Origin of the sequence: Pseudomonas sp. YeP6b (assembly GCF_025642995.1) — a bacterium.
GTDB lineage: Bacteria > Pseudomonadota > Gammaproteobacteria > Pseudomonadales > Pseudomonadaceae > Aquipseudomonas.
In genome coordinates, this window is sequence record NZ_CP080090.1 from 3129105 (window position 1) to 3153943 (window position 24839).

The window sequence follows — 24839 nt, forward strand, 5'->3', positions numbered from 1 at the left end:
CGAATGCGCTGTGTCATTCGCTGCATGTGTCGACTGACACTGCGCATTCGCGAGCAAGCCCGCTCCCACATTAATGACGGGGTTGCGTACTATTTGGGATAACCCGCCCGCTTCATTTCACGCTCGGTAGTGGTCTGCGCGGCGGTCAAGGCAGCATCGACCGTTTGCTGACCGGTCAGCGCGCCCGAGAAGAACTTGCCGACCTGGGTGCCAATCGCCTGGAACTCAGGAATGGTCACCAACTGGATACCGATATACGGCACCGGCTTGAGCGTCGGGCTGGTCGGGTCGGCAACTTTCAGCGATTCCAGCGTCACCTTGGCGAACGGCGCAGCCTGCATGTATTCGTCGCTGTAGGTCGACTTGCGCGTGCCTGGCGGCACGTTGGCAATACCGTCGGTCTTGGCCACGAGCTGGCCGTATTCCTTGGAGGTCGCCCAACTGGTGAACACCTTGGCGGCGTCCTTGGCTTTGGAGCTGGTCGGGATCGCCAGGCTCCAGGAGTACAGCCACGAGGTACCTTTGTCGGTCTTCTCGTGCGGGGCAAAAGTGAAGCCGACATGCTCGGAGACCTTGCTCTGAGTCTTGTCGGTGACGAACGAGCCGGCCACGCTGGCATCGACCCAGATCGCGCACTTGCCGCTGTTGAACAACGCCAGGTTTTCGTTAAAACCGTTGCTGGAAGCACCCGGCGGGCCGGATTTTTTCATGTTGTCGACGTAGAAGTTCAGCGCGTCTTTCCACTCAGGGCCATTGAATTGCGGCTGCCACTTCTCATCAAACCAGCGCGCACCGTAGCCATTGGCCAAGGTGGTGATCAGCGCCATGTTCTCACCCCAACCGGCTTTGCCGCGCAGGCACAGGCCGTACTGCTCTTTGGTCTTGTCGGTGAGTTTTGCCGCGAATTCGCCGATCTGCGTCCAGGTCGGGTGCTCAGGCATGGTCAGCCCGGCGTCCTTGAACAGGTCAGTGCGGTAATAGGTGATCGAGCTTTCGGCGTAGAACGGCAGGGCGTACAGCGAGCCTTTGACGGACAAGCCATCACGCACCGAAGGGAAAACATCATCGAGGTCGTAGGAGGCCGGCAGGTCCTTCATCGGTTCCAGCCAGCCCTTGGCACCCCAGAGTGCGGCTTCGTACATGCCGATGGTCAATACGTCGAACTGCCCGCCTTGAGTGGCGATGTCGGTGGTCAGGCGTTGGCGCAGCACGTTTTCTTCGAGCACCACCCAGTTGAGCTTGATCTGCGGATGCTCGGCCTCGAAGGTTTTCGAGAGCTTTTGCATGCGGATCATGTCGCTGTTGTTGACGGTAGCAATGGTCAGGGTTTGCGCGCCAAAACTGACGGCGCTGAGGGTCGTGCATACAGTCATGCAAGAACAGGCAAGCAGCGTTTTTGCTGTGAACTTCATCGCGCACTCCATTTCTGCGCCCAGGGGCTACAGAAGGACAGTTATTGTTGTTGTGTCTTCCTACAGGTAGCCAGGAAGAGTGTGCGTTGATTACAGCCTTCAAATGGGGTTAAGACAAATCCTTGGGCGCACTTGGACTGATACTTTTTTGCACTCGTGGTGGGGCGGGGTAAAACGGTTCACCTAACAGCAGGGGAAAAGCACTGGCGTTCCACCGCCGTCACTTTTGCCCTTTTGGATCAAACCTGGCCTGCCGGTTCGTGCCTATGCGCGGCTATTGGCTCGCTGACGCTTTTGCTTGGGCTGTTTGACGGCTTGCGCCAGGGTTTCAAGTGGCGACAGAGGCACCTCTGCTATGGGGGTTCCCCAAGACACAGAGAGTTGGTGGTAGTGGGTGAAGGGGAAGCTTTGGTTAGGGTCCATCTCGGTAATTTTTGCCAGTACGGATTGACGGTTCTTTTGCTCCCATTTGTATTCCGGCGCGTGGTGTTGGGCAGGCATGCTTTCCTTGTAAAAGCTCATGACCTCATACAATGCCGCACCGGTGCTGGGCGGATACCGCACATCGGTAGTCGAACCACCGGCCATGGTTCGTACACTGCCCTGCAGCTTGGGCCAGACAGCGGACCAGCCCGAACCGTCATGTTGCGTGAAGGTGGTGTCGGCGCCGTTTACCTGACCGGTCAGATCACCGGAGCCAGGGTTGATCCGCACGCTGGTGGGATCGATGCTGTGCTGTTGCGCAAAGTCCGTAAACGCCGTGTCAGTCAGTGCGGCCAGGAGTTTTTTGCGCGCCACGTTGAATGAGGACAGCTCAGGAATGTTGTTCAGCCTGATCGGTGATTCGTGCTCACCCGTGCCTGGAATCAGCTGTATCAGCGCCCGGCGGCACAGCTCTGCCAGCTCATGGTCGGCGCGTAAAAGTCTTGCGCCCTGAAGCCCTGGCTTGAACGCTGCGAGAAGCGCTTTCAGCGCCGGCTGCGGCAAATCCACGATGTGTTGGGCGGCGTCTTTTTGCCGCTGTTTGAGGGGCTCAGTACCAGGGTCGGTACTGGTTAAACCCGGGAAAGTCCCTGCGTGCGACAGCTGTCCGAGAGTGGACAGAATAGTGTCGCTGTTGACGGTGTCCAAAGGCAGGCCGTAGAACTGCGCGACGGTAGTGTTCGATGTATGAAGTGGGCCGTAGAACGTTACCCCGCCGGAGTACCCATGCACATCATGGTTTGGCCCCACTACGTTTTTGGCGGCGGCGATAACAGCTGCCGTCGCGGCTTTTGATTCGGCGCACGCGTTCGCATCGAAAATGGCGGGTTCCTTGCCGCCTAAATTGGCAATCGTTCCATTGGGGTGGACGACCATGTCGTCAATGTTGATTTTGTTGCGTTTGGCGTACGACGTGAACGGCTCCGATTGTACGGCTTCAGCAAACGTGGCCCACGCCAGGCCGAAAGTGGATTCAGCCGGGACCCTGACTTTATCGGTCCCACGGTCTGAGCTATCGGTGTCAATCGCTTGCTGCAGGCGGATCAAGCTGTTCGCGACGCTACCGGCCAGTTGCTGGTCACCCTGTTCAATCACGGCCTTGGCGAACTTTTGGAGAGGGGTGTTGCTTGGGGTGAGGTTCTGCAGGTCTCGACGGGTGCGCGACAAGCGATTGAGCGGGTTGGGTGAAGCGGGCAGGTGGTTTGTGGGGAGCGCCTGAGCGTGTTTTTGCGGGTGTGGGTGTTGTTCCACCTGACTACGTGGCGTCAGCTCGGCAGGTTGGAGGGCGGGTATGGCAGTGGGTAGCGGCAGACCATTGATCATCGGGTGTCCTTTTTGCTCATGCGTTGAAGGCCGTCCCTCTATCGATTAGATGAGGGGGCTTTCGCTGAGTGGCAGTGGGCTCGATGAGGTTCCTGTGGCGTTTTGCAAAACCAGGCCGTTTCACTGACGAATATCTATTCGGCGTGTTTCGAGGGGGCCAGGGTTAAGCCAGGTTCTGCTCGGTCAGCCGCTGCACCGCCAGGCGCCGGTAGTGTGAGGGTGTCATGCCCTTGAGCTGCTGGAAGCGTCGATTGAAGTTGGAGATATTGTTGAAGCCCGACTCAAAGCACACGTCGGTCACCGCCTTGTCGCCATCGGCCAGCAGTTCGCAGGATTTGCTGATACGCAAGCGGTTCACAAACTCGATAAACGTGCGCCCGGTCGCCTGTTTGAACACCCTGGAGAAGTAGGTCGGCTTCATGCCCAGGTATTCGGCGACTTCCTCCAGCGACAACTCCCGCGCGTAATGCGCAAAAATGTAGTCCACCGCGCGGTTGGTGCGGTCAATGCTGTGCTCATCGGCAAGTTGCGGCGTAGTGACGCCGGACAGCAGTTGGTAGTCCTCACAGGCGCTCAACACTTCCAGCAAGATAAAGAAGTGCCCCAGGCGCGCCATGCCTTGGGCGTCCTCGATGCGTTGCATCAAGTTCATGGCTTGAGCGATGGTCTTTTTACAGCGAAATTCGATGCCGTATTGCGCGCGTTCGAGCAACGGCACCAGGCTCTTGAGTTCGGTGAAGATCTGGCTGCCGCCCTCGAACAGCTCGTCGGTGAAGTTCACCAGCATGTCGCGCTTGGGCACCACCTCGTCTTCCTCCACCTGGCTGATCCAGTTGTGGGGCAGGTTGGGGCCGGTGAGGAACAGGCTTTGCGGGTAGAAGTTGCCGATGTAATCGCCGATAAACACCTTGCCTGCGCTGGCGACGATCAGGTGCAGCTCGTATTCCTTGTGGAAATGCCAGCGCACCAGTGGGCAGGGGAAGCCGTGCTGGCGATAGATGATGGACAGACCGTTGTGATCGTCCATCAACTCGTAGGAAGGGTCGGTGATTCGCGTTGCTCGGGTCATGCTGCCGTCGCTTTATTGTGGTTGCTGCCTGGGATAATGCCCCCTCGCGCGCAACCTCGCCAGCGTCAGTGCTTATACGTTGCGGTTTTTAGCCTCGATCCACTGGGACATGTACTGCGTACTCTTATGCGCATGGTGGCGCAGCATGCTGCCGATGAAGTTGTCGCGGCGATGGGCCGAAAGGTTGCTGCGGCACTGCTCCAGGCATTCCACCAGCGCCGGGCCGTGGATGGCCAGGTCATAGCGACGGGCCAGCAATCGGCGGCCGTTTTCTTGGGCCTGGGTCCAGCGTTCACGGTCTTGATACAGCGCCACGGCAGCTGCGGCCAGGGCTTGCGCGTTGTGCTCAATCGCACCCGGCCACGGTTGCTCATCGCCCATGCCTTCGGCGCCAATCGGCGTGGTGATATTCGGCGTGCCGCACAGCATGGCATCGGCCAGCTTGCCCTTGATGCCGGCGCCAAAACGCAGCGGCGCCAGGCAGATGCGCGCGGCGCTCATCACCGCGAGTGCATCTTCGGCCCAGTTCATCACGTGAAAACCCTGGGCGGGGTTATGCAGGGCGGTGGCCTTGGGCGGTGTGTAGGAACCGTAGATATGCAGTTGAGCGCCCGGCAATTGCTGGCGGATCAGCGGCCAGAGGCTGTTCTTCATCCACAACACCGCATCCCAGTTGGGCGCGTGGCGGAAATTGCCGATGCTGAGGAAATGCGCGCGGTCTTCGAACGGTGTGAAGGCCTCGGTCGGCGGCTCCAGCATCAGCGGGCACCAGTGGAGCAGGGCGGTCGGCACCTTGAACTGCTCGGTGAGCAGCCGGGCTTCGACGTCGGAGATCATTAGGCTGATGTCGCAGCGCAAAATCGCCGCGATCTCGCGCTTGGCCACGTCGGTGTCGGCCATCCGTTGAAATTCATCCAGCAGCGCAGGGGCGAACAGCGGGCTGAAGTCGTCGTCGTGAGGATGCGCCTTGAGGTGGTCCTTGAGGCGCTGCTGGCGGGCGTCGCGCAGGCTTTGCAGGTCGCAGGTCTCCAGCACGCGCAGGGCGTCGGGGCAGTGCTTTTCCACGCGCCAGCCGAACTGTTCTTCCATCATGAAACGGTCGAACAGCACGATATCCGGGTCCAGTTCGCGGATAAAGTCATCGAAACTGCTGTTATTCAGCGCGATGGCGCATTCGGTGATGCCCAGCGCTGGCAAATCGGCCTTGTGCTCGCCAACCGTCGCGGGGCTGGCGAAGGTAACGTCCCAACCTTGTGTCAGAAAGGTTTCGAGAATTTGCATCATGTGCCCGCCGGCAGCCGAGGAGCGGGGTTCCGGCCAGACATAACCAATGACCAGGACTGTGGTGGCGGGCTGATTCATCAACGACGGTTTCCTTGCAGGGTGGGCGAAAAGCGCGCAATTAAACCATAGCTGCCGTCGCCAAGGCGTCGGCATGACAATTTACGTTCGGGCATAGGTAGCTACGGCAGTTTGTGGTTAACTTCTGCGTCTCGATTTCGTTTAATCAAACCCAGCATAAGGATTCCGTTCATGGCCCAAGTCACCCTTCATGGTAACCCTGTCCAGGTTGAAGGCGAATTGCCTAAAACCGGTTCCACCGCCCCAGATTTCGCCCTGACCACCGTCGAACTGTCGGAAGCGACCCTGGAAACTTTCGCCGGCAAGCGCAAAGTGTTGAACATCTTCCCAAGCGTTGACACCCCGACCTGCGCGACTTCGGTACGCAAGTTCAACGCCCAGGCCAACGATGTGAGCAACACTGTCGTGCTGTGCATCTCCTCTGACCTGCCGTTTGCCCAGAAACGTTTCTGCGGCACTGAAGGTCTGGACAACGTGCTGAGCCTGTCGGATTTCCGCGACCCAGGCTTCGCCGTCGACTACGGTGTGTCTATCGTTGATGGCCGACTGAAAGCCCTGACCGCCCGTGCCGTGGTGGTACTGGACGAGAACAACAACGTGCTGCACAGCGAATTGGTCAGCGAAATCGGCCAAGAGCCAAACTACGAAGCGGCCCTGGCTGTTTTGAAGTAACTGTTTCAGCGCATTACTGTCTTTTCGCAGTAACACGCTTGATAGATGATTGCGGCCTGGCCTAGTCCAGGCCGTTTTCATTTAGAGTCAGCGGCTTAGCTAAATAGCGACTGGACTAAGGCCAGAAGTTAAAAGTTGTAAGTCCAAGGTAAATTGCCGGTAAAGGCGCTTTTCTTAATGCGCCCCAGTGCTTATCTTTCAGCCTCCTAAAGAAGAAGCTCTCGCGCCCAATGGTTGATCACTCGATGCAATCCTCCCCCCGCAACTCCCGTCGCTGGCTGTTCGGCCTGCTCGTGCTGCTGGTTATCGCCGGCCTGTGCTGGAAGTTCTGGCCTGCCAGCCATAAGGATGGCGCCGCCCAGAAACCGGCCGGGCACACCGGCAAGACGGGGATGGCGCGCCCTGGCTTCGGCGGTTCCACCGGCCCGGTGCCGGTGCGTGTGGCGCCGGCGGTGCTGGGGGAATTCCCGGTGTACTACAAGGCCTTGGGCACGGTGACCGCGCTCAACACCATTAATGTACGCAGCCGGGTGGGCGGTGAGCTGGTGAAGATCGCCTTTGAAGAAGGGCAGATGGTCAAGGCCGGTGACCTGCTGGCGGAAATCGACCCGCGCAGCTACCAGAACGCCTTGCTTCAGGCTCAGGGCACGCTGATGCAAAACCAGGCCCAGCTGAAAAACGCCCAGGTTGACGTGCAGCGTTACCGCGACTTGTATGCCCAGGACAGTATCGCCAAACAGACCCTGGACACCGCCGAAGCACTCGTCCTGCAATATCAGGGCACGGTCAAGACCAACCAGGGCGCGGTGGACGACGCCAAGCTCAACCTCGAATTCACCAAGATCCGTGCGCCGATCAGCGGCCGGGTGGGCTTGCGTCAGGTCGATGTGGGCAATCTGGTGGCCGCCAACGACACCACCTTCCTCGCGGTGATCACCCAGACCCAGCCGATCAGCGTGGTCTTTACCCTGCCGGAAAGCACCCTGGACACCGTGCTCGCCCGTTACCACGCCGGCAACAAGCTGCCGGTGGAAGCCTGGGACCGTGGCGACACAAAAAAACAGGCAGTCGGCGTGCTGCAGAGCCTGGATAACCAGATTGACGTGACCACCGGCACCCTGAAATTCAAGGGCCGTTTCGATAACAAGGACCAGGCGCTGTTCCCCAACCAGTTCGTCAACGTGCGCCTGCTGGCCGATACCTTGCACAACGTAGTGCTGGCGCCGTCCGCTGCGATCCAGTTCGGCAACAACGGCACCTTTGTCTACAAGCTCGATGGCGACAAGAAGGTCAAGGTCCAACCTTTGGTGGTCGGTGACACCGACGGCGACAACACCGTGATCAAGGAAGGTTTGGTCGCGGGTGACCGCGTCGTCATGGAAGGCACCGACCGCCTGAAGGAAGGCAGCGAAATCGAAGTGGTCAACGACAGCACTGAAGTGCCGACCACGCCGACCGAACACCTGCAAGGCAAACCCGCGGCGAAAGGGGAGACCGGCGCTGACGCCGGCAAGGCGCAAAAGGTCGGTTCATGAACCTTTCGCGCCTGTTTATCCTTCGCCCGGTTGCCACTACGCTGAGCATGCTGGCCATTGTCCTGGCCGGTATTATTTCGTATCGCTTGCTGCCGGTTTCGGCCTTGCCCCAGGTGGAATACCCGACGATCCGGGTAATGACTCTGTACCCCGGCGCCAGCCCCGATGTGATGACCAGCGCGGTAACAGCGCCGCTTGAGCGCCAGTTCGGGCAAATGCCCGGGCTGACCCAGATGGCGTCGACCAGCTCCGGCGGTGCGTCGGTGCTCACGCTGCGTTTCAACCTCGACATCAATATGGATGTTGCCGAGCAACAGGTGCAGGCCGCGATCAACGCGGCAACCAACCTGTTGCCCAAGGATTTGCCGGCGCCGCCGGTGTACAACAAGGTCAACCCGGCGGACACCCCGGTGCTGACCCTGGCGATCACGTCCAAGACCATGCTGCTGCCCAAGCTCAATGACTTGGTGGACACGCGCATGGCGCAAAAAATTGCGCAGATCAGTGGCGTCGGCATGGTCAGCATCGCCGGTGGCCAGCGCCAGGCCGTGCGCATCAAGGTCAACCCCGAGGCCCTGGCCGCCAATGGCTTGAACCTGTCGGACGTGCGCACCCTGATCGCTGCCTCCAACGTCAACCAGCCCAAGGGTAACTTCGACGGCCCCACGCGGGTGTCGATGCTCGACGCCAACGACCAGTTGGTCTCGCCCGAGCAATATGCCGAATTGATCCTGGCCTACAACAATGGCGCGCCGTTACGCCTTAAAGATGTGGCGCAGATCGTCGACGGTGCCGAAAACGAGCGCCTTGCCGCCTGGGCCAACGAAAACCAGGCCGTGCTGTTGAATGTTCAGCGCCAGCCGGGCGCCAACGTGATTGAGGTGGTCGACCGTATCAAGGCGTTGCTGCCGAGCATCACCGACAATCTGCCGGCCGGCCTTGAGGTCACAGTGCTCACCGACCGCACCCAGACCATCCGCGCCTCGGTTACCGATGTGCAACACGAATTGCTGATCGCCATTGCCCTGGTGGTGATGGTGACGTTCCTGTTCCTGCGCCGCTTCAGCGCCACGATCATTCCGTCGATTGCCGTACCGCTGTCGCTGATCGGCACCTTTGGCGTGATGTACCTGGCGGGTTTTTCCATCAACAACCTGACACTGATGGCCCTGACCATCGCCACCGGCTTTGTGGTGGACGATGCCATCGTGATGCTGGAGAACATCTCACGTTACATCGAAGAGGGCGAGACGCCGCTCAATGCGGCGCTCAAGGGCGCCAAGCAGATTGGCTTTACCTTGATTTCCCTGACGCTGTCGTTGATTGCGGTGTTGATCCCGCTGCTGTTCATGGCTGACGTGGTCGGGCGGCTGTTCCGCGAATTCGCCATCACCCTGGCGGTGGCAATCCTGATTTCCCTGGTGGTCTCGCTGACCCTCACGCCGATGATGTGCGCGCGCCTGCTCAAGCGTGAACCCAAGGAAGAAGATCAGAGCCGTTTCTACAAGGCCAGCGGCGCGTGGATCGACTGGTTGATCGCGCGTTATGCAAGCATGTTGCAGTGGGTACTCAATCACCAGCCGCTGACCCTGCTGGTGGCTATCGCTACCCTGGGCCTGACCGTGGTGCTGTACCTGGTGGTGCCCAAGGGCTTTTTCCCGGTGCAGGACACCGGGGTGATCCAGGGCATTTCCGAGGCGCCTCAGTCGATTTCGTTTGCTGCCATGAGCCAGCGTCAGCAGGAATTGGCCAAGGTCATCCTGGCTGACCCGGCGGTGGACAGCCTGTCGTCCTACATTGGCGTGGATGGCGATAACGCCACCCTCAACAGCGGGCGCCTGCTGATCAACCTCAAGGCCCACGGCCAGCGCGACTTGAGCGCGGCCCAGGTGATCACGCGGTTGCAGCCGCAAATCGACAAGCTGGTGGGCATTCGCCTGTTCATGCAGCCGGTGCAAGACCTGACCATCGAAGACCGTGTGAGCCGCACTCAGTACCAATTCAGCATGTCCTCGCCCGATGCCGAGCTGTTGGCGCTGTGGAGCGATAAGCTGGTGCACACCTTGCGTCAGTTGCCGGAACTCACCGACGTCGCCAGCGACCTGCAGGACAAAGGCCTGCAAGTGTTCCTGGTGATTGACCGCGACGCTGCCTCGCGCCTGGGCGTGAGTGTGTCGACCATCACCGACGCGCTGTACGACGCCTTCGGCCAGCGGCAGATTTCTACCATTTACACTCAGGCCAGCCAGTACCGCGTGGTGCTGCAGGCGCAGTCCGGTGAAACCCTCGGCCCTGCGGCGCTGAACCAGATCTACGTGAAAACCACCGACGGCGGCCAAGTGCGGCTGTCGAGCCTGGCCCACGTGGAGCAACGCCAGGCGCAGTTGGCGATCTCGCACATCGGCCAGTTCCCGGCGGTGATGATGTCGTTCAACCTGGCCCCCGGCGTCGCGCTGGGTAAAGGCGTGGAGCTAATCAACCAGACCCAGAAAGACATCGGCATGCCGATCGGGGTGCAGACCCAGTTCCAGGGCGCAGCACAGGCCTTCGAAGCGTCGCTGTCGAGCACCTTGTTGCTGATCCTGGCAGCGGTGGTGACCATGTACATCGTGCTCGGCGTGCTCTACGAGAGCTATATCCACCCGATCACCATCCTCTCGACCTTGCCGTCGGCTGCGGTGGGGGCCTTGCTGGCGTTGCTGCTCAGCGGCAATGACCTGGGCATGATTGCGATCATTGGCATCATCTTGCTGATCGGTATCGTGAAAAAGAACGCGATCATGATGATCGACTTCGCCCTCGACGCCGAACGCAACCAAGGCCTGGACCCGCAGACCGCGATCTATCAGGCGGCGCTGTTGCGTTTCCGGCCGATCCTGATGACCACCTTGGCGGCCTTGTTTGGCGCGGTGCCATTGATGTTGGCCACCGGTTCCGGCGCCGAGTTGCGCCAGCCATTGGGCCTGGTGATGGTCGGCGGCTTGCTGGTGAGCCAGGTCTTGACCCTGTTCACCACGCCGGTGATCTACCTGTATTTTGATCGTTTGGGCCGTCGCTGGCGCAAAGAGCCGCAAAGCCTGGAGCCGGTTGAGTCATGAACCTGTCCGGACCGTTTATTCGCCGGCCGGTAGCGACCATGCTGCTGAGCCTGGCGATCATGTTGTTGGGCGGCGTCAGCTTCAATTTGCTGCCGGTGTCGCCGCTGCCGCAGATCGACTTTCCGGTGATCGTGGTCTCGGCCAGCTTGCCCGGCGCCAGCCCCGAGGTGATGGCGTCCACCGTGGCCACGCCGCTGGAGCGCTCGTTCGGTGCGATTGCCGGTATCACCACCATGAGCAGTTCGTCGAGCCAGGGCTCGACGCGGGTGATCCTGGCGTTCGACTCCGACCGAGATATCAACGGTGCGGCGCGTGAAGTGCAGGCGGCGATCAACGCCTCGCGCAACCTATTGCCCAGCGGCATGCGCAGCATGCCGACCTACAAGAAGATCAACCCGTCCCAGGCACCGATCATGGTGCTGTCGCTGACCTCCGACGTGCTGCAAAAGGGCCAGTTGTATGACCTGGCGTCGACGATCCTCTCGCAAAGCCTGTCCCAGGTGCCGGGTGTGGGCGAAGTGCAAATCGGCGGCAGCTCCTTGCCGGCGGTGCGTATCGAGCTGGAACCCAAGGCCCTCGACCAGTACGGCGTGGCCCTGGACGATGTGCGCAACACCATCGCCAACGCCAACCAGCGCCGGCCCAAGGGTTCGTTGGAAGACGGCGAGCGTAACTGGCAGATCCAAGCCAACGACCAGCTGGAAAAAGCCAAGGATTACGAACCGCTGCTGATTCGCTACCAGAATGGCGCGGCCTTGCGCCTGGGCGATGTGGCGAAGATCAGCGACGGCGTGGAAGACCGTTACAACAGCGGCTTTTTCAACAATGATTCGGCGGTGCTGCTGGTGATCAACCGCCAGTCCGGCGCCAACATCATCGAGACGGTCCGGCAGATCAAGGCGCAGTTGCCGGCGTTGCAGGCGGTGCTGCCGTCCAGCGTCAAGCTCAACCTGGCCATGGACCGCTCGCCGGTGATCACCGCCACTTTGCATGAAGCCGAGATGACCTTGCTGATTGCCGTGGCCCTGGTGGTGCTGGTGGTGTACCTGTTCCTGGGTAACTTCCGCGGCTCGTTGATCCCGACCTTGGCGGTGCCGGTGTCGCTGGTGGGCACCTTTGCGGTGATGTACCTGTTCGGTTTCTCGTTGAACAACTTCTCGCTGATGGCCTTGATCCTGGCCACCGGTTTGGTGGTGGACGATGCCATCGTGGTGCTGGAGAACATTTCCCGGCATATCGACGACGGCGTGCCGCCAATGAAGGCGGCGTACCTGGGCGCGCAGGAAGTCGGCTTTACCTTGCTGTCGATGAACGTGTCGCTGGTGGCAGTGTTCCTGTCGATCCTGTTTATGGGCGGCATCGTCACCAACCTGTTCCGGGAGTTTTCCATCACCTTGTCGGCGGCGATCATCGTTTCGCTGATCGTCTCGCTGACCTTGACCCCGATGCTCTGCGCGCGCTGGCTCAAGCCGCATGTCAAAGGCCAGATGACCGGTTTGCAGCGCTGGAGCCACAGGGTCAACGAGCGCATGGTTGCGGTCTATGCCACCAGCCTGGACTGGGTGCTGCGCCACCGGCGCCTGACCCTGCTGAGCCTGTTGCTCACCGTGGGAGTGAACATCGCGTTGTACGTGGTGGTGCCGAAAACCTTCATGCCGCAGCAGGACACCGGCCAGTTGATCGGTTTTGTGCGTGGCGACGATGGGCTGTCATTCAGTGTGATGCAGCCCAAGATGGAGATCTTCCGCCAGGCGGTCTTGAAAGACCCGGCGGTGCTCAGCGTGGCCGGGTTTATCGGCGGCAACAGCGGCACCAACAACGCGGTGATGCTGGTGCGCCTCAAGCCGATCGCTGAGCGCAAGCTCTCGGCCCAGGCGGTGATCGAACGTATCCGCAAGGAAGTCCCGCTGGTACCGGGTGGGCGTCTGTTCCTGATGGCCGACCAGGACCTGCAATTTGGCGGCAGCCGCGACCAGACCAGCGCGCAATATTCCTACATCCTGCAAAGCGGCGATTTGGCCGCGTTGCGCCTGTGGTACCCGAAAGTGGTCGCGGCCCTGCGTGAGCTGCCGGAGCTGACCGCCATCGACGCCCGTGAGGGCCGTGGTGCGGCGCAGGTGACGCTGATGGTCGACCGCGATCAGGCCAAGCGCCTGGGCATCGACATGAGCATGGTCACGGCGGTGCTGAACAACGCCTACAGCCAGCGGCAGATCTCCACCATCTATGACAGCCTCAACCAGTACCAGGTGGTGATGGAGGTCAACCCCAAATATGCCCAGGACCCGATTACCCTGAACCAGATGCAGGTGATCACGGCCACCGGCGCGCGGGTGCCACTGTCGACCATTGCCCATTACGAAAACAGCCTGGCCGATGACCGCGTCAGCCATGAAGGCCAGTTCGCCTCGGAAGACATTGCCTTCGACATGGCGCCTGGGGTGACGGTGGAGCAGGGCACGGCCGCTATCGAGCGGGCGATTGCCAAGGTGGGCTTGCCCGAAGATGTGATCGCCAAGATGGCCGGCACCGCCGATGCCTTCGCGGCGACCCAGAAGGGCCAGCCATTCATGATCCTCGGCGCGCTGGTGGCGGTGTACTTGGTGCTGGGCATTCTGTATGAAAGCTACATTCACCCGCTGACCATCCTCTCGACCTTGCCGTCGGCGGGTGTCGGCGCGTTGCTCTCGATCTACTTACTGGGTGGCGAGTTCAGCCTGATCTCGCTGCTGGGGTTGTTCCTGCTGATCGGGGTGGTGAAAAAGAACGCGATCCTGATGATCGACCTGGCCCTGCAACTGGAGCGCCACGACGGCATGAGCCCGTTGGAATCGATTCGCAGCGCCTGCTTGTTGCGGCTGCGGCCGATCCTGATGACCACACTCGCCGCGATCCTCGGCGCCTTGCCGCTGCTGCTGGGCTCCGGCGACGGCGCGGAAATGCGCCAGCCGCTGGGCCTGACCATTATCGGCGGCCTGGTGTTCAGCCAGATCCTGACCCTTTACACCACCCCGGTGGTTTACCTCTATCTCGACCGCGCGCGCCACCGCTTCAACGCCTGGCGCGGTGTGCGTACCGATGCTGCCTTGGACACTGCGCTATGACCGATTCAACGTTTGCCAAATTGGCCATGAGCATGCCCCGTGGTTCCCGCGTCGCCAGCCTGGTGCTGTGCGCGGCCTTGCTCAGCGCCTGCGCCATCGGCCCCGATTACAAACGGCCGGAGGTGGTCGAGCCGGTGCAATTCAAGGAGGCCCAGGGCTGGAGTCAGGCGACGCCGAGTGACTCCCTGGCCCGTGGCGCCTGGTGGGAGCTGTACGGCGACCGCCAACTGAACGACCTGGTGACACGCCTGAACAACTCCAACCAGACCGTGGCCCAGGCCGAAGCACGTTTTCGCCAGGCCCAGGCGCAGGTGCGCAGCGCGCGCGGTGCGTTTTTTCCGACGGTGGACTTGAGCGCCGGCAAGACCCGCGCCAGCCAGGGCACTGGTAGCAGTAATGCGAGCCTCAGCAGTTCCAGCAGCGGTATTCGCGACACGCTCAACGCGCAATTGGGCGTGAGTTGGGAGGCGGACGTGTGGGGCAAATTGCGCCGTGGCCTGGAGGCCAATGAAGCGACTGCCGAGGCCAGTTCGGCGGACCTGGCGGCGATGCGTTTGAGCCAGCAATCGGAGCTGGTGCAGGACTACCTGCAATTGCGGGTCATGGATGAACAGACGCGTTTGTTGCAAGCCACACTGGACACTTACCAGCGCTCGCTGAAAATGACTGAAAACCAATACCGCGCCGGTGTGTCGGGCAAGGATGCGATCGCCCAGGCGCAAACACAGCTCAAGACGACCCAGGCGAGCCTGATCGACTTGATCTGGCAGCGTGCACAACTGGAGAATGCCATTGCGGTGTTGATCGGTGAGGCGCCAGCCAATTTCAACCTGGCCGTGAGCAAGGATATTCCTGCATTGCCGCAGATTCCCGTGAGCTTGCCGTCGCAATTGCTGGAGCGTCGTCCGGATATTGCTTCGGCTGAGCGGTCGGTGATGGCTGCCAACGCGAATATTGGTGTGGCCAAGGCGGCCTATTATCCGGATTTGACCTTGAGCTTGGCGGGTGGGTATTCCAGCAGTACTTATGCGAATTGGATCAGTTTGCCTAATCGGTTTTGGTCGGTTGGGCCTAAGTTGGCGATGACGTTGTTCGACGGTGGGCAGCGGTCGGCGGAGGTTGATCGGACTGTGGCGTCTTATGACGAGACGGTGGCTAAGTATCGCCAGACGGTGCTGGATGGGTTCCGTGAGGTGGAAAACTACATGGTGCAGTTGAAGGTGCTGGAAGACGAGGCGGTCGTCAGTAACGAAGCCTTGGATGCGGCGCGTGAATCGCTGCGGTTGACCGAGAACCAGTATAAGGCGGGGTTGATTGCTTATCTGGATGTGGTGACGGTGCAGGCTACGGCGCTTAGTAATGAGCGGACGGTGCTGACGTTGTTGCAGACGCGGTTGGTGGCGAGTGTGCAGTTGATTGCTGCCTTGGGTGGTGGGTGGGATGGGCAGACGTCGGTTGCTGGCAAGGAGTGACTGAGTACATATCCGTTATTTGGGTAACGGCTGAAATGGGTTCCGCCCTTACGGCGGGTCACTTTTGGAAAAGAGCCCCAAAAGTAACCAAAAGGGCTCTTGCCCCACCACTCGGTGCCTCGCCTAGGTTCGGCATGCCCTCACTCCGGCTTGAATCCGTGGGCCGCCGCCATGGGCCATCCTTGGCCCATCGCGGCTAACCCGGCGTCCTGCCGGGTTACCCACGGATTCAAGCCTGCGTTCGGCCATCGTGGTTAACGGGGCGCCTCAGATCAAGATCAAGATCAAGATCAAAGCAAGAGCACGGCGGCCTAGTAGCCGACCTGAGTGGTAGAAGCAAAAGCAGGGCAAAAGCCCGGCAGTACACTCTCTGTCTGATGTACCGAGATCTAAATGTGGGGAGCGGGCTTTGCTCGCGAATGCGGTGGGTCAGTTACACATGAGCTGACTGACCCACCGCATTCGCGAGCAAGTCGAGTCGTCGCACCGCCGCTCCCACAATTTTGACCGAGTTTAGCTGCCAGCACCGCAGTGCTCTGCTTTTCTGTGGGAGCTGGCTTGCCTGCGATGCAAGCACCTCGGTGTGCCAGGCATAACCAGCCGATGCCATCGCAGGCAAGCCAGCTCCCACATTTGATTGAGTTTCATCTTCCAAGATCAGGTCGGCTGTCAGGCCGCCTCAGCTTGTTTTTTGATCTAACCACTCAGGTCGGCTACTAGGCCGCCGTGCTCTTGCTTTTGATCTTGATCTTAGGCGCCCCGTTAAACCACGCTGGCCGAACGCAGGCTTTGGAGCGGGGTAAACCGGCAGGACGCCGGGTTAGCCGCGATGGGCCAAGGATGGCCCATGGCGGCGGCCCCCGCCCAAAGCCTGCGTGAGGGGGCACACCGAGCCCTAGGCGAGGTGCCGAGTGGTGGGCAAGAGCCCTTTGGTTACTTTTGGGGCTCTTTTCCAAAAGTGACCCGCTGTAAGAGCGGAACCCATTTCAGCCGTAACCCAAACAACGGATATGTACTCAAATCAACCCCCCACCCCACCACTCCCAAGCCAGCAAATTGACGTCAAAACGCCACTAATGGCCCCTTGATAATTAATCAACTGTCCAATAATTATTCTCGCTACAATCGCCCGCTTTGCCACCTGCCACGGGCCTTCAATGCCCGTCAGTCTTGAGAAACCCCATGCTGATCGGTAGCTATTCCCCCTCCCTGGTCGTGATCTCGCTGTTCGTCGCGATCCTGGCGTCCTACACCGCGCTGGACCTCGCCGGCCGCATCGCGACCACCAAGGGCCGCGCGGTGTATTTGTGGATGACGGGCGGTGCATTGGCGATGGGCGTAGGCGTGTGGTCCATGCATTTTATCGGCATGTTGGCCTTACACCTGCCGTTTGCCCTGGGGTTCGACCTGAGCATCACCGCGCTGTCGCTGCTAATCGCCGTGTTGTCCAGCGGCTTTGCTTTGTGGCTGGTCAGCCAACCACGCCTGCCCGCGTGGCAACTGGGGTTTGGCGCATTGATCATGGGCGCGGGCATCAGCAGCATGCACTACACCGGCATGGCCGCAATGCGCATGACCCCGGGTATCGACTACGATCCCACCCTGTTCGGCGCCTCGTTGCTGATTGCCGTCGGGGCGTCTGGCGCAGCCCTGTGGATCGCCTTCAACCTGCGGCGCAACACGCCGTACGTGCGCCTGGCACGTGGCGGGGCAGCGGTGGTGATGGGCATTGCGATCGTGGGCATGCACTACACCGGCATGGCGGCGGCACGTTTTGACGACGACAGTTTCTGCGGCGCCGCGCTGACAGGGCTGAGCGGCACAGGCCTGGATAACTTGGTGCTGGTCACCTCGTTGGCGGTGTTAACCATCGCGTTGCTGACCTCCTTGCTCGACGCACGCCTGGAGACGCGCACTGCCGTACTCGCCGACTCCCTGAGCCTGGCCAACCAGGAACTGACCCACCTGGCCCTGCATGACATGCTCACCGGTCTGCCCAATCGCACCTTGCTCGCCGACCGCATTCAACAAGCCATCCAGGCGGTGAAGGAGCAGGGCGGTTGCTTTGCGTTGATGTTTATCGACCTGGATGGTTTCAAACCGGTCAACGATGCGTTTGGTCATCACATGGGCGACCAGTTGCTGCGCGAAGTGGGCCTGCGCTTGCGCGAAGATCTGCGCAGCCAGGACACCCTGGCACGCATCGGCGGTGATGAATTTGTATTGCTGGTGCAATTGACGCAGCCGGACGATGCCATGGGCTTGGCTGAACGCCAGGTCGGCTTGATCAACCGTGCGTTCACGGTGGCCGAGCATGAGCTGAAAATCTCCGCCAGCATCGGTATCGCGCTGTTTCCGGGCAACGGCGGCAACCCCGAGGAACTGTTGATGAATGCTGACGCCGCGATGTACCACGCCAAGGGCATGGGCAAGAACGGCTACAGCTTCTTTGACGTGTCGATGAATACCAACGCGCGCAAACAACTGCAGTTGCTGCAGGACCTGCGCAATGCCCTGGAGCACGAGCAGTTTCGGTTGTATTACCAGCCTAAGTTCGATGCGCTTAGTGGTCTGCCTGTCGGCGCCGAAGCACTGCTGCGCTGGGAGCACCCGCAGCAAGGTTTACTGATGCCGGCGGCCTTTATCGAGCTGGCGGAAAAGACCGGGTTGATCATCCCGATCGGCGAGTGGGTGCTGAATGAAGCGTGTCGCCAGATGCGCGTGTGGTACGCCCAGGGCTATGAAGACTGGCGCATTGCCGTGAATCTGTCGGCACTGCAGTTTTGCCATGTCGGGTTGGTCAACAGTGTCGCCGCCGCCCTCGAACGTCACCAGTTGCCGGCCAACAGCCTGACCCTGGAAATCACTGAAACCACCGCCATGAGCGATGCCGATGCGAGCATGACGGTGTTGCAGCAGTTGTCGGACATGGGTGTGGACCTGTCCATCGACGACTTTGGTACGGGCTATTCCAGCCTGATGTACCTCAAGCGCTTGCCGGCCAACGAGTTGAAGATCGACCGTGGTTTTGTTCGCGACCTGGAGCATGACAGCGACGATGCGGCCATCGTTTCCGCGATCGTCGCCCTCGGCCAGGCTCTGGGGCTGCGGATTGTCGCTGAAGGTGTGGAGACCGATGTGCAGCAGAGTTTCCTGACGCGTTTGGGTTGCAACTCGCTGCAAGGCTACTTGCTGGGGCATCCCTTGCCGGCTGAGGGTTTCATGGCCGACATCCAGCGCGCCAAAGAGGCGGTAGCGCCTGACAAGAGCGGTGGGTGACGGGTATTCTTGGATCCAACCTTAAACAGATGGTTGAATCAGGAGACTGCACGCATGGACAAAGTCGTCATCATCACCGGGGGCAGCCGTGGCATCGGCGCCGAGACGGCATTGCTGGCTGCTCGCGAGGGCTACCGTATCTGCATCAACTACCAGTGCGACGAAAAAGCCGCCCATAGTGTGCTGGAACACGTTCGCGCCCTGGGCGCCCAGGCGATTGCAGTGCGTGCGGATGTCAGCATCGAAGATGAAGTGATCGCGCTGTTCAATCGCGTGGATGCGGAACTGGGCCGTGTGACCGCGCTGGTCAATAACGCCGGTACCGTGGGGCATAAGTCGCGGGTCGATGAGATGTCCGAGTTCCGCATCCTGAAGATCATGAAGACCAATGTGCTGGGGCCGATGCTGTGCGCCAAGCACGCGGTGCTGCGTATGTCACCCAAACATGGCGGGCAGGGCGGCAGTATCGTCAATGTGTCGTCGGTGGCCGCGCGTCTGGGGTCGCCGGGTGAATATGTCGACTACGCCGCCTCCAAGGGCGCGCTGGACACCTTCACCATTGGCCTGTCCAAAGAAGTGGCGGGTGAGGGGATTCGCGTCAACGCCGTGCGCCCTGGCTATATCTTTACCGACTTCCACGCGCTCAGTGGCGACCCGGACCGCGTCAGCAAACTGGAGTCCGGCATTCCCATGGCCCGTGGCGGTCGCCCGGATGAAGTGGCGGAAGCGATCATCTGGCTGCTGTCGGACAAGGCTTCCTACACCACCGGGGCATTCCTGGATTTGGGCGGCGGGCGCTGATATTGATAAAAAAGACCATTTCCTGACAAGGAAATGGTCAGCAAATAAGCGTAAGGCAGCCGGTGTTAATGATGTTTTGCCCACAGTATGCGATCGACCCGTTCCCCTATACGTTGTTTCGGCCCGAGCTGTTCCCGATCAGCGTCCATAGCGCAAACGAAATTGGCGACCTTCACTTTGCCCTCAAAATGACCGCACAATCCGCCCCAACGTCTCCATTGCCTTCTCCGACGCCTCGGTCCACGGGCTGCCATAATTCAAACGGATACAATTCCTGAAGCGCTGAGTCGCCGAAAAAATCGGCCCCGGCGCAATGCTGATGCCCTGTGCCAGGGCCATCTGGAACAACTTCAGCGAATCGGTCTGTTCCGGCAGTTCCAACCACAGGAAATACCCGCCGGCCGGCTGGCTGACCCGCGTCTGTGCGGGGAAGTAACGGGCGATGGCGGCCAGCATGGCGCTTTGCTGCTCTTCCAGGGCGTAACGCAATTTGCGCAGGTGCCGGTCATAGCCACCATGTTGCAGGTAGTCGGCAATCGCTGCCTGGGCCGGCATCGAGGGGCACAACGAGGTCATCAATTTGAGGCGCTCGACCTTCTGCGCATAACGCCCGGCCGCGACCCAGCCGACGCGGTAACCCGGCGCGAGGCTCTTGGCAAAGGAACCGCAGTGCATGACCAACCCTTCGGTGTCGAAGGCCTTGGCCGGTTTCGGTGCTTGTTGCCCGTAATACAACTCGGCATACACATCATCTTCGATCAGCGGCACCTGGTGGCTGCGCAGCAGTTCTACCAGCGCTTGTTTTTTCGCCTCCGGTAAGGTGGCGCCCATGGGGTTCTGGAAACTGGTCATGGTCCAGCAGGCCTTGATCGGGTAACGCTCAAGGCTTTGCGCCAAGGCGTTGAGGTCGATGCCATCGCGCGGGTGCACGGGGATTTCCACCGCCTTGAGTTTCAGGCGTTCCAGCACTTGCAGGCAGGCATAAAACGCGGGGGCTTCAATGGCGACCAGGTCGCCCGGCTCGGTCACGGCCTGCAAGCACAGGTTCAACGCTTCGAGGGCGCCGTTGGTGATCAGCAGCTCCTCCATGGGCAGCATCAGGCCGCCGACCATGTAACGCAGAGCAATCTGTCGACGCAGTTGCGGGTTGCCCGGTGACATGTCGGTGACCACCAGGCGAGGGTCCATCTCGCGGCTGGCGCTGGCCAGGGAGCGGGCCAGGCGCGGCAACGGAAACAGCATCGGGCTGGGGAAGGCCGAGCCGAAGGGCACCGTATTGGGGTCCTTGATGGAGTCGAGCACCGAAAACACCAGCTCACTCACATCCACTTCAGTGGACTCATGCACGTGCTCGCTTACCACCGGCTCGGAAAACGGGCTCGGCGCATGGGCGTTGACGAAGTAGCCAGAACGCGGCCGCGCGCGAATCAGCCCACGGCGCTCCAGCAGGTAGTACGCCTGGAAGACCGTGGACGGGCTGACGCCATAGGTCTGGCTCGCATAACGCACCGACGGCACCCGCTGGCCGGGCCCGAGGACGCCGGAGCGGATCAGTTCTGCGATGTCATCGGCAAATTTTTCGTAGCGTTTCATGAGGGCCTAATTAGCTTTGTAAAAGTGTACGCAGGGCTAAAGGTGGGAGCTGGCAAGCCAGCTCCCACCATTGATCGTTTGTGTTTGCCAGACCTCAGCGGTTCATCGGCGCCACAAAGCGGCTATCGGCAGCACTGTAGATCCACGGTTCATCCACATCCGTCACCTTGAAGCGCAGGGGCTGCGAACTGCTCGCCGGTTTGTCGGCCAACAACGCCACCGACACCGGCACATCGCTGATTTCCCCCGGTGCCAGGCTGATTTCGGTCTTGCCTTGCAACTCGAAGCCATCGGCATCCACCAGTTCCAGACGGTAGTCCTGGCGCTGCTGGGTCTTGTTGATGACCTTGAGGCTGTAGATGTTTTCGATCAAGCCCTGACTGTTTTCGCGGAACATGCCACGGTCCTTGGTCACGTCGAGCGATACCATCGGCCGCCCCACAAGGGCCACCACCAACGCGGCGATCATCACCAGCAGCACGGCACTGTATCCGATCAGCCGCGGCCTGAGCAGGTGGGTTTTGCCGCCTTGCAGTTGGTGTTCGGAGGTATAGCTGACCAGGCCACGGGCATAGCCCATCTTGTCCATGATCGAATCACAGGCGTCGATGCAGGCCGCGCAGCCGATGCACTCCATTTGCAGGCCGTCGCGGATGTCGATGCCGGTGGGGCACACCTGCACGCATAGCTGGCAGTCGATGCAGTCACCCAGGCCGACATCGGCAGGCTTCACCTCGCGCTTGCGTGGCCCACGGTTTTCTCCACGGGCCACGTCGTAGGAAATGGTCAGCGTGTCCTTGTCGAACATCACACTCTGGAACCGCGCATAAGGGCACATGTGCATGCACACCGCTTCGCGCAGCCAACCGGCATTGATGTAGGTGGCGGCCGTGAAAAACAGCACCCAGAACAGGCTCACACCACCCATTTGCCAGGTCAGCAGCTCCAGGGCCAAGGGGCGGATGGGCGTGAAGTAGCCGACAAAGGTCAGCCCGGTCAGCACGCTAATACCCAGCCACAACGTATGTTTGGCCGAGCGCCGCGCCAGTTTGTTCAGGCTCCAGGGTGCCGCCTGCAGTTTGATGCGTTGGTTGCGCTCGCCCTCGGTGACTTTTTCGCACCACATGAACAGCCAGGTAAACGAGCTTTGCGGGCAGGTGTAGCCGCACCACACGCGGCCTGCAAACACGGTAATCGCAAACAGGCCGAAGGCGCAGATGATCAACAGCGCTGACAGCAGGATGAAGTCCTGGGGCCAGAAGGTCGTACCAAAGATGTGGAACTTGCTTTCGGCCAGGTCCCACAGCACGGCTTGCCGTGCACCCCAGTTCAGCCACACGGTGCCGAAAAACGCCAGGAACAGTAGGGCTGCACCGCTCACGCGCAAGGTGCGGAACAGGCCGGTGAAGCTGCGGGTATGGATCAGGTTATCGCTGGTTTTGGCCTTCACCTTCTTTGGGTGTATGGGCTCAAAGGTTTCCACGGTGGGGATTCTTTCGCTCATGGTCGTTCGCTCATCAGCCTCCATCAGGCCGATGAACTATGAACGCCGCTCTGTTTGCATAACAGACTCAGCTAGGGCGATAAAAAGCGGATCAGATGGGTTTTTCAGGCAGGCCTGCGACGATCTGCTGCACCCCGTGGCGCCTGGAGTGCAGCGCTATTGAGCGGGTGCTGATACAGATCAATCAAATCACCGAATCACTGTCGGTCGCCTTCAAGTGTTTACGCCCATCCACGGCGCCGGCGACGGTCAATGCGTCGGCTTGCGCTTCGGTGATGTAGATTCGCTCGCCTTCCACCACCACAAAAGACATGGACTTGAGGCTGTCGGTAAGGACCTCTATCTCAGGCGCCGGCAGGCTGCGTTCCTGGCCGTTTTCGTCGACCTTGAAGTAGCACGTTTGGTTGTCGATACGTACAGGCATGGTGATCTCCTTTTCCGTAGGCTGGTAATTGTTAGGGCTCACCACTGTGCCAAGCGTTCCAGGCAACTGACTGGCGGTCGCCGCTGTCCATCGTTTATCAATAATCACAAAGGAGTGCTTCCATGGACGCCTGGTGGCAAGAAGTGTGGCAAACCCTGCAAGCCGAGTTCGCTGACATCGGCGATGCGAAGCAACTTACCCAGATCACCGTGCGCCTGCTGATCGCCGCGATCCTGGGCGGTATTCTCGGCTTTGAACGTGAGCACAAGGGCAAGGCGGCGGGCGTGCGTACCCATATGCTGGTGGCATTGGGTGCGGCGCTGTTTGTATTGGTGCCGCAGATGTCCGGTAATCAGGCCGATGCCATGAGCCGCGTCGTGCAGGGGGTGATTGCGGGGATTGGCTTTCTTGGCGCCGGCACCATCCTCAAAGGCAAGGAAGATGAGGACGGCCAGCACGTCAAAGGCCTGACCACCGCTGCCGGCCTTTGGATGACCGCTGCGATTGGGGTTGCCGCGGGTATGGGCCGCGAATCGACCGCGGTGCTCAGTACGTTGTTGGCCTTGGCGGTATTTAGCGTGATGCCCCGGATTGTCAGGGCGTTCGAGGCCCATGATGACCGCCGGTCAGATCAGTAGGTCCTTTTCTTTCACTTGGCCGAATATCTTCGCGACCAGCGCCGGCTCCCCTTTGATGCCGGAAATCACCAGCACACTGGCATTATTTTCACGCGAGTATTTCAACTGCATCTCGCCACTGGCGCCGGATAATTGGTTGACCCAGTGCAGGGGTTTATTGAGCTGCTTACTAATACCGGTGACGTCGATTTTGTCTCGGTCAGCGACGAAATTCCTGATTTCGGAGGGGTGTTCAAGGGTAGATGCTGCGGTATTACTGAAGCTGTAGGTTTTGGAATGCTTTGCGTGGTCAGGTTCGCGGTATTTCTCTAGCTCCAAACCTTCAGGATGTGCAATTTGCAGCGCCCCGATCGCTTTGTGCACCTCGGTGGCAATGTCGTAGAGGTGCTTACTCTTGGCGTACACGTCATTTATATAGTGTTGAATGCTCGTCAGGCGGGGGTCCTCTTTTCGGAAAGAATCGCTGGCTATTTCAAAGCGTTTTTCATCCGGGGCCATTATCAAGCGGACCTTTAGATCGAACAGTATCGATTCCACATGTCTGCGGTAGGCCTCGACCTGCTCGTTTGAGATAGGATCGAGAGCAGTGTCGATCGACTCTTTTTTTAATTGGGTCTCGATCTTGGCAAGCGTCTTTGTGCAAGACGCCGCATTCTTGCCGGCCAACATGCCCTTGATGTTGTCTGGGGTCAACACCCTGTCGATCTTATCGTAATGGGCTTTTGACTCGTCGGATTCAGGGTGGCGCATCATGAGCTCGACCGTTGCAGGAGTTAGCTGGGCACTGAGTTCTTTGAGCTCTCCCTCTATTATGGCCCGGCCTTCAGGCGTCATCTTGGGCTCATCGGGGCGCATCGGCTGCCGGTCGCTGTTGGGGCCCGACTGGAGCAGGTCGTCCATGGCTTTGTCAGACACGACGGCGGGTGCTGGGGGAGTGGCCTGCGACTTAGCGTGGATTGGAGGCGCGTCGGAGCGGACTTGCGATGGCTGATAGATGGTCGACACGGTAATTCCTCATATGCGGATCGGCTGAACGCTGGGGCCTCGGACTTGGCGTTGAAGTCAGCGTC

The 24839-nt window shown here is 60.1% G+C and carries 16 protein-coding genes; 8 read left to right on the forward strand and 8 right to left on the reverse strand.

Features of this window, described 5'->3' with window-relative positions; translation table 11 throughout:
* Positions 1 to 89: 89 nt before the first annotated feature.
* The 4 genes from KZH41_RS14035 to KZH41_RS14050 all read right to left on the reverse strand — a co-directional run bounded on the left by KZH41_RS14035 (position 90) and on the right by KZH41_RS14050 (position 5649).
* Positions 90 to 1412: an ABC transporter substrate-binding protein gene (locus KZH41_RS14035; RefSeq protein ID WP_263275017.1), complete on the reverse strand. Its 1323-nt coding sequence runs from the start codon at positions 1410 to 1412 to the stop codon at positions 90 to 92.
* A gap of 264 nt (positions 1413 to 1676) precedes the next feature.
* Positions 1677 to 3218 carry a hypothetical protein gene (locus tag KZH41_RS14040; protein WP_263275018.1) on the reverse strand — a complete coding sequence of 514 codons (1542 nt, stop codon included), beginning with the start codon at positions 3216 to 3218 and terminating at the stop codon, positions 1677 to 1679.
* Positions 3219 to 3381: 163 nt separating this feature from the next.
* A complete protein-coding gene (locus KZH41_RS14045; RefSeq protein ID WP_242155886.1) occupies positions 3382 to 4287 on the reverse strand; it encodes an AraC family transcriptional regulator in 906 nt (301 codons plus the stop codon).
* Between the two features lie 72 nt (positions 4288 to 4359).
* Positions 4360 to 5649, reverse strand: coding sequence for a glycosyltransferase (locus tag KZH41_RS14050; protein WP_263275019.1), 1290 nt, complete (start codon positions 5647 to 5649; stop codon positions 4360 to 4362).
* A gap of 171 nt (positions 5650 to 5820) precedes the next feature.
* On the opposite strand from KZH41_RS14050, the gene tpx reads away from it, so the two are divergent.
* From tpx to KZH41_RS14085, 7 genes are all read left to right on the forward strand, one after another.
* Positions 5821 to 6321: a thiol peroxidase gene (gene tpx, locus KZH41_RS14055; protein ID WP_242155890.1), complete on the forward strand. Its 501-nt coding sequence runs from the start codon at positions 5821 to 5823 to the stop codon at positions 6319 to 6321.
* A 230-nt stretch (positions 6322 to 6551) separates the two neighbouring features.
* Positions 6552 to 7856, forward strand: coding sequence for an MdtA/MuxA family multidrug efflux RND transporter periplasmic adaptor subunit (locus KZH41_RS14060; RefSeq protein ID WP_094953372.1), 1305 nt, complete (start codon positions 6552 to 6554; stop codon positions 7854 to 7856).
* Positions 7853 to 10954, forward strand: a complete 3102-nt coding sequence (locus tag KZH41_RS14065; protein WP_263275020.1) for an MdtB/MuxB family multidrug efflux RND transporter permease subunit — start codon at positions 7853 to 7855, stop codon at positions 10952 to 10954. Before KZH41_RS14060 ends, KZH41_RS14065 begins: the two co-directional genes overlap by 4 nt.
* Positions 10951 to 14058 carry an efflux RND transporter permease subunit gene (locus tag KZH41_RS14070; protein ID WP_263275021.1) on the forward strand — a complete coding sequence of 1036 codons (3108 nt, stop codon included), beginning with the start codon at positions 10951 to 10953 and terminating at the stop codon, positions 14056 to 14058. The genes KZH41_RS14065 and KZH41_RS14070 overlap by 4 nt, the downstream gene beginning before the upstream one ends.
* Entirely contained in the window at positions 14055 to 15530 is a 1476-nt protein-coding gene (locus tag KZH41_RS14075; protein WP_094953376.1) for an efflux transporter outer membrane subunit, read from the forward strand. The genes KZH41_RS14070 and KZH41_RS14075 overlap by 4 nt, the downstream gene beginning before the upstream one ends.
* A gap of 1182 nt (positions 15531 to 16712) precedes the next feature.
* Entirely contained in the window at positions 16713 to 18809 is a 2097-nt protein-coding gene (locus KZH41_RS14080; protein WP_242155898.1) for a putative bifunctional diguanylate cyclase/phosphodiesterase, read from the forward strand.
* Positions 18810 to 18863: 54 nt separating this feature from the next.
* Positions 18864 to 19610, forward strand: coding sequence for an SDR family oxidoreductase (locus KZH41_RS14085; RefSeq protein WP_094952335.1), 747 nt, complete (start codon positions 18864 to 18866; stop codon positions 19608 to 19610).
* Positions 19611 to 19793: 183 nt separating this feature from the next.
* Here the strand turns inward: KZH41_RS14085 and mapR are convergent, their stop codons facing one another.
* From mapR to KZH41_RS14100, 3 genes are all read right to left on the reverse strand, one after another.
* Positions 19794 to 21203, reverse strand: coding sequence for a GntR family transcriptional regulator MpaR (gene mapR / locus KZH41_RS14090; protein ID WP_094952336.1), 1410 nt, complete (start codon positions 21201 to 21203; stop codon positions 19794 to 19796).
* 94 nt (positions 21204 to 21297) lie between these two features.
* A complete protein-coding gene (gene ccoG, locus KZH41_RS14095) occupies positions 21298 to 22707 on the reverse strand; it encodes a cytochrome c oxidase accessory protein CcoG (RefSeq protein ID WP_263275022.1) in 1410 nt (469 codons plus the stop codon).
* A 184-nt stretch (positions 22708 to 22891) separates the two neighbouring features.
* Positions 22892 to 23131 (reverse strand): DUF3203 family protein, encoded by a 240-nt coding sequence (locus KZH41_RS14100; RefSeq protein ID WP_094952338.1) that lies wholly within the window; start codon positions 23129 to 23131, stop codon positions 22892 to 22894.
* 122 nt (positions 23132 to 23253) lie between these two features.
* Between KZH41_RS14100 and KZH41_RS14105 the strand changes: the two genes are divergently transcribed.
* Positions 23254 to 23769, forward strand: a complete 516-nt coding sequence (locus KZH41_RS14105) for an MgtC/SapB family protein (RefSeq protein ID WP_242155902.1) — start codon at positions 23254 to 23256, stop codon at positions 23767 to 23769.
* On the opposite strand, the gene KZH41_RS14110 is transcribed toward KZH41_RS14105, so the two are convergent.
* Positions 23758 to 24774, reverse strand: a complete 1017-nt coding sequence (locus KZH41_RS14110) for a M10 family metallopeptidase C-terminal domain-containing protein (RefSeq protein WP_263275023.1) — start codon at positions 24772 to 24774, stop codon at positions 23758 to 23760. The two genes, KZH41_RS14105 and KZH41_RS14110, sit on opposite strands and share 12 nt — an antisense overlap.
* Between the last annotated feature and the right edge of the window lie 65 nt (positions 24775 to 24839).

Bases quoted from the DNA above. Each gene is read 5' to 3' on its own strand.
- KZH41_RS14085 (WP_094952335.1), top strand. From the start codon at position 18,864: ATGGACAAAGTCGTCATCATCACCGGGGGCAGCCGTGGCATCGGCGCC.
- KZH41_RS14070 (WP_263275021.1), top strand. From the start codon at position 10,951: ATGAACCTGTCCGGACCGTTTATTCGCCGGCCGGTAGCGACCATGCTG.
- KZH41_RS14040 (WP_263275018.1), bottom strand. From the start codon at position 3,218: ATGATCAATGGTCTGCCGCTACCCACTGCCATACCCGCCCTCCAACCT.
- ccoG (WP_263275022.1), bottom strand. From the start codon at position 22,707: ATGAGCGAAAGAATCCCCACCGTGGAAACCTTTGAGCCCATACACCCA.
- KZH41_RS14050 (WP_263275019.1), bottom strand. From the start codon at position 5,649: ATGAATCAGCCCGCCACCACAGTCCTGGTCATTGGTTATGTCTGGCCG.
- KZH41_RS14100 (WP_094952338.1), bottom strand. From the start codon at position 23,131: ATGCCTGTACGTATCGACAACCAAACGTGCTACTTCAAGGTCGACGAA.
- tpx (WP_242155890.1), top strand. From the start codon at position 5,821: ATGGCCCAAGTCACCCTTCATGGTAACCCTGTCCAGGTTGAAGGCGAA.
- KZH41_RS14065 (WP_263275020.1), top strand. From the start codon at position 7,853: ATGAACCTTTCGCGCCTGTTTATCCTTCGCCCGGTTGCCACTACGCTG.
- KZH41_RS14105 (WP_242155902.1), top strand. From the start codon at position 23,254: ATGGACGCCTGGTGGCAAGAAGTGTGGCAAACCCTGCAAGCCGAGTTC.
- KZH41_RS14035 (WP_263275017.1), bottom strand. From the start codon at position 1,412: ATGAAGTTCACAGCAAAAACGCTGCTTGCCTGTTCTTGCATGACTGTA.
- KZH41_RS14045 (WP_242155886.1), bottom strand. From the start codon at position 4,287: ATGACCCGAGCAACGCGAATCACCGACCCTTCCTACGAGTTGATGGAC.
- mapR (WP_094952336.1), bottom strand. From the start codon at position 21,203: ATGAAACGCTACGAAAAATTTGCCGATGACATCGCAGAACTGATCCGC.
- KZH41_RS14080 (WP_242155898.1), top strand. From the start codon at position 16,713: ATGCTGATCGGTAGCTATTCCCCCTCCCTGGTCGTGATCTCGCTGTTC.
- KZH41_RS14075 (WP_094953376.1), top strand. From the start codon at position 14,055: ATGACCGATTCAACGTTTGCCAAATTGGCCATGAGCATGCCCCGTGGT.
- KZH41_RS14060 (WP_094953372.1), top strand. From the start codon at position 6,552: ATGGTTGATCACTCGATGCAATCCTCCCCCCGCAACTCCCGTCGCTGG.